The organism is Fretibacterium fastidiosum (assembly GCF_000210715.1).
Lineage (GTDB): Bacteria > Synergistota > Synergistia > Synergistales > Aminobacteriaceae > Fretibacterium > Fretibacterium fastidiosum.
In genome coordinates this window covers 2079946-2089048 of record NC_021038.1, presented here as the reverse complement: position 1 = coordinate 2089048, position 9103 = coordinate 2079946, and the positions used below count along the sequence as shown (strand labels likewise).

Genomic DNA, 9103 nt, shown 5'->3' with positions numbered 1-9103 from the left:
TCCGCCCCTGCGGACTACCCCTCCTTTCAGGGGAGGCAAAGCAGCGGAAAAATTCAATGCTTACATTCTCCATTCACTAAAAGAAAATCTATTAAGTATGAAGAGCAGTGAAAACGAGATTTTCGGCCAGCGCCGGAAGAGCTCACTCTATCTGTCTGTGGGGAGGTCGCCATGAAAAAGAAAAATGAAAAATATAAGATGTTCCCGATTGGTGGGGGGGATGAGATTGGAGCCAGTTGCTATGCCGTTCAGATGGGTGGGGAGCGGGTTCTTTTAGACGCCGGCATCCGTTTTGGAGCTCCTTTCGGTTCCTTCCCCAGTCTGCTGGCGTTCCTGAAAAAATGGGATATGGACGGACTCTGGGAGCTCTCAGCCGTAATCATCAGCCATGCCCATTTAGATCACATGGGAGCGTTGCCGACCCTTCTTGATGAACTGGGAACGGTGCCGGTCTATTCATCGCCAGCGACCCTGGATTTGATGCGGACATACTATGAAAATTTTGAGCAGCGTTCCCCGGCCTCTTCGGGGCGAAACATCGCTGTCCGCCTGGCGGCTACAGACCGCCTGATTCCCAAACCTTATGGAACTACCATTCAAACGAAGGAGCTTAACATCACTTTATTTCCGGCTGGGCATATCCCTGGAGCCGCCATGACCCTGCTGGAGGACGGCGAGCGGCGTGTCCTTTACACGGGGGACTTTTGTGATTTTGCCCAACATACAGTAGGAGCCGCGGAGTTTCCGCAGACGAAAGTGGATACTTTGATCTGTGAGTGTACCTGTGGATACCGCAATCGAAGCTCCGAGGGCAGGAACAACGTTGGCCTCATGCAGCGTCTGAATGCGCTCCTTGATGAGGGATCACTTGTTGAATGCCGCGTCAGAAGCATTGGACGAGCAGCAGAGCTGGCCGGTGTCCTTCGAGAGTGCGCCAACCGTGGAGAGATGCCGGATGTGGATATCTGGGTTGATCCGGATTGCGAAGCTGAGTGCCGTGTCTGCGAACGCTGGGGAAACCCTGTGTTTAAGGGCCGCGTCAAACTCTCGGATCGTATGCCCGTCAGGGGGATGCGTGGGGTCCGCATTCACGCTAGTCCGGCTTCCTGTGGGGGAAGAAGAGTGGAGGACAGAGAATTGGGTCTTTTCAACCATGCAGGTTGTTCCGGCATCCTCAATTTGATCGCACACGTCAGGCCAACGAAGGTTATCCTCGTCCACGGCAGCCCCTTGACAGGAGGCGTGCGCAATATTGTCGAGGAGGCGCGGGAACGTTTTGGAACGTGTGTCGAGGTGGCTCACAGCAAAAATGGTCAGGAGATGTTTGTCTGAGTGCGGAGGGTTGAAACGATTATGGAAAAGAACGAAATGAAGAGTGCGCCAATGGAACGTCTCGCCTATGTTATCGAGAGAACCATTGCCTCGCGAAAGCGCATGACAAAAGCTTTCCTGCTACAGAGGAGCCAGGATGACCTTGACACTGTCGAACGCCTGCTGGCCTGTTCCGGTAAAACGGAGGAGGAGTTCAAACGAGTGCTCTGTCCCAAAGAGAGAAAATCTCTGAACTCTGTTCGGATTGTTACAAGGAGACTTCGTTTGCAAAATTTTGATGCGTTGAGGCACTGGGCTTCGCGAACTCGTTGGTGTGCACGAAATCTGGCGTTCTGGGTCCGCGATCGTCATATCGACCCTGGGAGATTGGCTCGGCTTACCGCATTGGCCGATGCGAACAGTTTTGAGCAGATCGCCGTGCTGGTGGCGTTCCTTGAGGTTTGTCAGGACTTCCCCTGCCGTACGCTCATGTACGAACTGCTCCGCATTGCCTCTCCTGGAAACCTGAAGGAGCTTGTTCAGTCCTTACTGACAACGCCTCAGGCCCTCGTGGTTCACGAAGAGGACCAAAGTGGTGCTGAGGATATGGCGGAATTGCAGGAGCACGGCGACAAGATCGAGATCCTTACAGGGCAAATCAAAGACCTGAAAAGTGCCCTGGAATGCGCGCAGATTCAAATCTGTTCCTATGAAAAGAGGATGGATAGCCTCCAAAAGAAGCTTGCCGATAACGTTTGGTTCGATGCCTTGTCTCAGATGAATTCCCCCGCCATGGGCATGCTCCTTGACCAGTTTGCCGCGTCGGAGGAAAACCTCCGTAAACTTCGGAGTAAGGGTGTCGAGATACCGAGGGAGATCGAATCAATTCCGGCCTGTATACGCATGTTTATACGTGCGATTGAGGCCTTGGGCGTTGTACCGATTAAGAAACCTGGCGCGATACTGAACATCACCCTAACTGAGTCCGAGTCTTACGAGTACAGTGGTTCCGATTTTGTGGACAGCGCAGAGCGAAAGGTCGTACAGGTTGTGACACCAGGCTGGATTTACGGAGATAGAATCATTTCTCTCCCTCGTGTGGTGGAGCAGCTTGCCTCTTCCCAAAACTGACCGGCAAAAGCATTTCTGCAGCGTTTGTTGCCTGTTGTATCCCATATCTTGTGCGTATCAAGCAGGGAGGAGAAAAACATGACGGTACAGACGAACAATTTTTATCTCGGCATCGACCTTGGCACGACGAATTCCGTGCTTGCATGGGGACGTGTGGACGCCCGAAGCGGACGGGTCATTCCCATGGTTGCCGAGCTTCGATCGATGTCCGCCGGACAGGGGATGGTAAAGCAGGCGCTTTTGCCTTCCTGCGTGTACTATAAGAGAGGGAGTGAACAGCCCATTGTCGGCGGCTATGCGCGAACGATGATCGGACGCCAGAGCAGCCGGGTGATAAAGTCCGTAAAGAGCGCAATGGGGTCCGGAAAAAATACGTGATCGACGAACAGGAACTGAGCCCTTCATGTATATCGGCTGCAATCCTCAGGCAGATTGCATCTGCTTCACAGGAGTTGTTTGGCTTTATCCCGGACGATGTTGTCATCACGGTTCCTGCCTCTTTTGACAGCGATCAACGTTCCGATACGATTGAGGCCGCGCGTCTTGCCGGGTTCAAGGTGACAAACGAGGATGGATCGCCTCGAAACATTCTCATGGATGAACCAAGGGCCGCGCTCTGCGATTTTATCAATCGTCAGGAACGTGGCGAGATTCCCGAAACGCTGATAGACTTTTCCTCGCCACAGAATGTGCTTGTCTTTGACCTTGGAGGCGGTACGCTTGACGTGTCCTTCCACCAAGTTAGACGTTCCGATGGAGGAAACGGAAACGTTGAGGTAAAGGACTATGCCATTTCACGTTATACGCAGCTTGGAGGAGATAATTTCGATCAGCTGCTTCAGGAGTTCTTTATCGAAAAGTTTTCGGACAAGCTGGATATCAGCTGTTTGGACGAATTCACGTCTTGCCTGGTTCGCAATAATTTTCTTGATGAGGCCGAAAGGGCGAAAATTGAGCTCAACGCGATGGTGGAGAATCGGCGTCTTCAGGGACAAAGTGGCACCAGCGGTCTTGTTCATGAAATTCTCCGTCCAAACATCTTTGAAAGCCATCTCTTCGAGTATGATTTGTCGATTGAAGAGTACCGCAGCGTCATCAGGCCCCTCCTGGCCCCTGAGCTGTCGATGGAGTCTCTCGAACGGTTTGACTGCCTGGGAACTCAATCGTACAACATCATCTACCCTATCCTCGACGTCCTCAACAAGGCCCGCATGAAGCTGGGGCATCTGCCTCATGTCGATGCGGTTCTGCTCAACGGTGGCATGTCGAAGCTTTTTGCCGTCCGTGAGCGCTTGGAGGAATTCTTTGGTTTCGCTCCCCTCGAAGTTGGAGACCCCGACAAATCCGTCGCACGCGGTGCCGTTGTTCATCACCATGCCCTGCATAAGGGAGCACGCCCCGTGCGTATTCAGAACGAAAATTTAGGCATAGCCCTCAAGGGAGGACATCTTCTCAACCTTGTCCGGGCCGGCGCTCCTCTGCCGTACAGCACCGGAGTCATCGATATGGCTACGACGGAAGAGCAGGCGATGACGCTCGACCTGCCGTTTTACGTTGGCTCGAGAGACGACATTCAGCCGCCCAACCGCCGCATGGCTACGCGGCGCGTCCGGTTCGACAGACCGCTGCCCAGGGATACTCCCGTTCAAATCCGGGCGACGGTAGACGAGGCCGGTATCGTGAGCCTCGAAGGTTGGGGACGCGATGCGCCTGACGTGCGGTTTTCTGTGCTTGCCGTTTCGGGGGAGATCGAACGCGAACCCGTTTTCCGCATCCAGACCAATCCCTCCGTCAGCCTTCCGAAGTCCTGGCGAAGGCGCCCCAAATTGGGTGTTCGCACCGATAAGATCGTGGATATGCACGCTCTCATCAAACGCTATGAGAAGGTGGGAGCGCGCAACAGCTGTATCGACGCCTGTACCACGAAAAAATTGAAGGAGATTGAGCGCTCGATTGCCGAGGCTGCGAATTGCGACCAGGCTCTTTTACCTCTGATTAGAATTGTCAAATGGAACTCGCGCCTTTCTGTACGCGCCGTTCGCCTGATGGGGCGCATTGTCGGGCACTGTTCCAGGGAGGAGGCCGCCGTCGGTCTTCAGGCGCTTGAGAAGATATGTTCCGTAGGCATGCTCAAAACGCTGTACGGCTGTTCGTGGAACATCGGAAGAGCCCAAGACATCGTGCATGCCGCCATCGTGGCCCTGGGAAAATTGTCTTTGCCTTCTCATGAAAAGCTTTTCCTGGATATGATGCACCATAGACACTTGATCCCGGGGTATTACGTACCGGCCTTGTGTTGTTCTCTGGGGCGCACCGGAAACTCGGAGGAGGCCGTCAGGGCCGTTGCCGATTTTATGGGAGGAAGTGACGGTGAGAGGATCGCCGCCTACTGGGCCCTTGGCCATATCGGCAGCCGCGAGAAGAAAAATCCACTTCCCATCTCGTGCTTCGAGGATGTTCTGCCAAAGATGTTCCGGCATCTGCATGTCGAGCCTCATGGGGACGTGGCACGTAACGGCGTTTACGCTATTGGGGAGATTTGTGACAGGCGCGGTCTGGGTTCTTCCGACCGGATAAGCGAGCATTGGTCCAGTTTTATCACCCCCCTGCTCAATAGCCTGGGAAAGCGCAAATTCCGCGTTGGCGGAAGGGATGTTGCGCGTTGGGTGAAGATTGCGGAGGCCATGCTCCGCGGTTCCGATCTGGATGCCGGACAGAAGGAGCACTTGCTCAAATTGCGTGTAGAAGGATAAATCGGGTGGACCTGTCGAACCGGACGTAAAGGAGGGAAAAACATGCCTGGAATCGTCCATGTCCTGGCCTACGACATTCACGATGATCGCAGGCGTAGGCGTATGGCCAAGCTGATGGAGGGGAGAGCGACCCGTGTTCAGGAAAGCGTTTTCGAGACCTGTCAGACCAAAAAACAGGTTATGGAACTGATTCGGGACAGTCTGCCGTTCCTGAACCCTTCGGAAGGGGATTCCCTGCGCGCATATCGCGTCTGTGCGGACTGTATGCGCCACTTCCAAACGGTCGGAGGAGAGCGGATCGACTGGGAATCGGCTTTGATCCTGCATTGATAGGGGAATCGAAAAGGAGAGGGACAAGATGAGCCTTTACGCCCAATTGTGCTGTCCGGAATTTCTTTTGCAGGCGTGGAAGAGGGTGGAATGCAGGAAGGGTATGGCCGGTACGGATGGACAGACCATTGATGCATTCCGCCGAGACCGGGACCGGAACGTCACGAGGATTTCGGATTCGCTGAAAAACGGGACTTATGCTCCATCCCCCCTCCGGGGTGTGAAAATCTCCAAGAATGGGGGCGGGTTTCGCAGACTCGGTGTCCCCACCGTCAAGGACAGGATCGTTTTCCAGGGGGCGAATCGTCTGCTTGCGGATGTATGGGACCCACTTTTTGCGCCGCTCAGCTTTGCCTACCGGTCCGGGCGCAGCATCGCCGACGCCATCGACGCCGTCATCGAACGCATCCGTAAGGGCAGGGTGTGGTTTGTAAAAGGCGACATCAAGGGGTGTTTTGACGAGCTCAGCTGGGATGTGCTCTCGGCGTGTCTTCATGACTGGCTGCCCGACGAGTCCCTGAGGCGCCTGGTCAATCAAGCCATTCGGGTTCCTGTGGTGGAAGGAGGGCAGATTCGCCCACGTCTTCGCGGGATACCGCAGGGTTCCCCCCTCTCCCCTCTGCTGGCAAACCTGTACCTTCACTCGTTCGATCTTCAGATGCTCCAACAGGGATTTCCGGTCATCCGGTACGCTGACGACTGGCTTCTTCTGGTGGGGAGCGAGCCGGAGGCTCAGGCGGCACTCCAGACCGCGCAGGGGATTCTCTCCGTGCTGAATATCGCGATCAACGAGGAGAAAAGCGGCATTGGCAACCTGCGCTGCGAGTCCGTAGCGTTTTTGGGACATCGCATCGGCGCAGAAAGGATCGATGCCGATTCAAGCGGCTGGAAGCGATTCCTGAACGCCCTGAGGCAGCTCCAGGGGGCAAAAACTCCTTCGGAGCGGATTCAGGCTCGATCGGCGCTGTCGCATATCCGTTCCATGTACAGGAAAAGTGGCGCCATCCCCATGGAAGATGAGTCTATGGAAGAGGGCGAACGATGACACGGACGATTTACCTGACGCAGGATAACGGAGTATTGGGCAGAAATGGCGAGGGGTTTTCCTGGAGGAGGAGCAGGAAGGAGCCGCCGGAAAAGATACCCAATACCAACCTGGGCGATGTGGTCGTGGTGGGGAACGGGAGCATCACGACCCCCGCCCTGCACCTTCTCATGGACAGGAACATCCCGGTTCATTTCGTCAGTTCAGGAGGACGTTACAAGGGAAGCCTGACGTCCGGCATGGGGCACGGGTACGAGCTCCGGCGTGCGCAGTACGATTCCGCGCTGTCGGAAGACCGGAGCCTGGATTTTGCCCGGTCCTTTGTTGTGGGAAAGGTACTCAATCAAAGGCAGACGTTGACTCGATTCATGTACCGCCGGCCCGGAGGGGGAGAGGTTTTTGAAGATGCGGCCAGGGAGCTCGCCATCCTGGCCCGCGAGGCGTCGGGGAGCAGCTGCCTGGAAGCCCTTCGAGGGACTGAGGGAAATGCCGCAAGAATCTATTTTTCTGTTCTCGGCAACGCCCTGATCGCTCCCTGGCGCTTCGATGGAAGGACGCGCCGCCCTCCGCGCGACCCCGTCAACGCCCTGCTCTCGTTCGCCTACACCCTCCTGCTGGGCCGGGTGACGACGGCCGTCGTGACGGTTGGACTGGACCCCTGCGTTGGATGGCTGCACCCTGCATACCGGGGACGTCCCTCGGCATCCCTGGACCTGATGGAGGAGTTCCGTTCTGCGGTTGTCGACAGGCTGGTGATCTCCATCCTCAATCAGGGTTTTCTGTCCGAGAACCACTTCTCCGCCGGAGAAGGGGGCGGGGTGAGGATGGCGCAGAGCGCGAGAGAAAAACTGATGCGCCTGTTCAAGGAACGGCTGCGGACGGAAGTGGTAAACTCCAGCAACAACCACAGCAGCAGCTATGAGAACCACATTTTTGCCCAGGCTCAAAGTCTGGCCCGAAGTATTCGTGATGGAGACAGCTACCTGCCGTTCGTCCTTAAGCTCTGAACCTATTTCTAGCTCCCGAGGCGAAAATATCACCGAAAGAATTTCTATATATTTTGAGAAGGCAATGAAGAATCCTCTGAAGGGCTCGGAGAGCGAAATCGGTGAAGGACGAGATGAGGGAGGAGATGCAGAGATGACGGACAGCCAGAACGCAATGTGCCACGGCATCATTCATGCGGCCGCGACTTCCGCGGCTGCGGTCGGGGGCAGCCTGGCGCAGCTGCCGGGGTCGGATAACCCTCCTCTGGTCGCGCTTCAGGCAACGATGATCGTTGGGCTTGGGAAGGTCTTCGACATGAGGCTGAGCGAGGTGGCCGCCAGGGCGATCTGTGCCACCGTGTTGAGCAGCATGATTGGAAAGTATGCTGCACGGGTCGCTACGCAGGTGCTGGTGGGGTGGATACCGGGGGTTGGAAATGCGGTCAACGCAACTACCGCCGCTGGCATCACAGAGGCCATTGGGTGGGCTGTGGTCGAGGAATTTGACAAGGAGGCGCGTTAGATATGGGAAACAGCGTGATCGGTCCGGGGCGTATGAGGGAAACGGACAGGGTGAGGGGCGCAGACTGCGACACTCCGAACGCCCCCGGAGTTTACCGGATTCGGGATAAGGCTACCGGCGAGATCGTTTATATTGGCCAAACCGGGGATGTCCGAACGAGGCTTCAGCAGCACGAGCGATCGGGGCGTTTCGATCCCGAGACTCAGAAGGCGTCCTACGGCATTGCCCGCGATGGGGCGTCGGCTCAGGAGCTCTGCGATACCGAGAAGCTCCATATCGCACGCCACAGGCCGTCGGGCAACAAGACCGCAGGCGGCAATGGAAGGCGGTAGCAAGGAAATAAGAAAAGAAATGAAAGGAGGCAGCCGATATGGCCATCAACGTCACTAAGACCCTTTCCGAGCGCATTCAGGCTCACGAGGCGCCGATCATGAAGCGTAAGTTTCCTCAGTTCGCCTTGTTTCAGGGGGACCCTTCCCTCCCCTTCGCCTCGAATGGGGAGTTGTTCTGGGGAGGAACCCTGACCACGAACTTCGGTTCTTCCTTCAGCGTGGCCGTCGTCTACCCTGCCAGTTACCCGCACGGGCAGACCAAGGTGTTCGTCCGTGAATTGATGGGGGTCAGGACACCCCACAAATATGTTGATGGACACCTTTGCCTCTACTCCAACGATCACGGCGGCGGGGGGGAGGGGATTGGAACGGAGACCACGGCAGCGGCTCTGTTGGGCTGGGCGGCTGCCTGGCTGAACGCCTGGGAAGTCTATCAGCGCAGCGGAAACTGGCCCGGGAGGTAGGGGAGCGGGGTGATTCAAATCTACTGCGACGCCTCCTTCCGAATGGGGGTCGGTGGAATGGCCGTCGTCGCCGGGGCCCGTGACCCTTTGGAGCTTGACGGCTTACGGCGCTGGCGCCTCTGCTGGAATGTTGTGGAGAGGCGCATGTGGGGGCTCGTCGTCTTCCATGCGGGATGTCGCTGCGGCACCTCCGGTGAGGCGGAATTGAGGGCCATGGGCATGGCTTTT

General features: G+C 56.3%; 11 protein-coding genes. All 11 read left to right on the top strand.

From position 1 onward, the window contains the following. The first annotated feature begins 171 nt into the window (after positions 1 to 171). Entirely contained in the window at positions 172 to 1332 is a 1161-nt protein-coding gene (locus SY1_RS09520; RefSeq protein ID WP_015556888.1) for an MBL fold metallo-hydrolase, read from the top strand. A 21-nt stretch (positions 1333 to 1353) separates the two neighbouring features. Continuing rightward, the gene (locus SY1_RS09515) at positions 1354 to 2442 is read left to right on the top strand and encodes a nucleotide exchange factor GrpE (RefSeq protein WP_208873604.1); all 1089 of its coding nucleotides are present in this window, start codon (positions 1354 to 1356) and stop codon (positions 2440 to 2442) included. 78 nt (positions 2443 to 2520) lie between these two features. Continuing rightward, positions 2521 to 2820 carry a hypothetical protein gene (locus SY1_RS09510; RefSeq protein ID WP_015556887.1) on the top strand — a complete coding sequence of 100 codons (300 nt, stop codon included), beginning with the start codon at positions 2521 to 2523 and terminating at the stop codon, positions 2818 to 2820. Continuing rightward, a complete protein-coding gene (locus SY1_RS09505) occupies positions 2817 to 5195 on the top strand; it encodes an Hsp70 family protein (RefSeq protein ID WP_208873602.1) in 2379 nt (792 codons plus the stop codon). The genes SY1_RS09510 and SY1_RS09505 overlap by 4 nt, the downstream gene beginning before the upstream one ends. A gap of 42 nt (positions 5196 to 5237) precedes the next feature. After that, entirely contained in the window at positions 5238 to 5525 is a 288-nt protein-coding gene (gene cas2, locus SY1_RS09500) for a CRISPR-associated endonuclease Cas2 (protein WP_015556886.1), read from the top strand. A gap of 220 nt (positions 5526 to 5745) precedes the next feature. Then, positions 5746 to 6570, top strand: a complete 825-nt coding sequence (locus tag SY1_RS09495) for a reverse transcriptase domain-containing protein (protein ID WP_208873600.1) — start codon at positions 5746 to 5748, stop codon at positions 6568 to 6570. Beyond that, entirely contained in the window at positions 6567 to 7577 is a 1011-nt protein-coding gene (gene cas1 / locus SY1_RS09490) for a CRISPR-associated endonuclease Cas1 (protein ID WP_015556884.1), read from the top strand. The genes SY1_RS09495 and cas1 overlap by 4 nt, the downstream gene beginning before the upstream one ends. 133 nt (positions 7578 to 7710) lie before the next feature. Further along, on the top strand, positions 7711 to 8079 hold the full coding sequence (locus tag SY1_RS09485; protein ID WP_015556883.1) for a hypothetical protein: 369 nt from the start codon (positions 7711 to 7713) through the stop codon (positions 8077 to 8079). Between the two features lie 2 nt (positions 8080 to 8081). Beyond that, positions 8082 to 8411, top strand: a complete 330-nt coding sequence (locus SY1_RS09480) for a GIY-YIG nuclease family protein (RefSeq protein WP_015556882.1) — start codon at positions 8082 to 8084, stop codon at positions 8409 to 8411. A 38-nt stretch (positions 8412 to 8449) separates the two neighbouring features. After that, complete coding sequence (locus SY1_RS09475) at positions 8450 to 8875, top strand: type II CBASS E2 protein (RefSeq protein WP_015556881.1); 426 nt, start codon at positions 8450 to 8452, stop codon at positions 8873 to 8875. 9 nt (positions 8876 to 8884) lie between these two features. Further along, positions 8885 to 9103: hypothetical protein (locus SY1_RS09470; RefSeq protein ID WP_208873598.1), on the top strand; the 219-nt coding region annotated here is incomplete at its 3' end.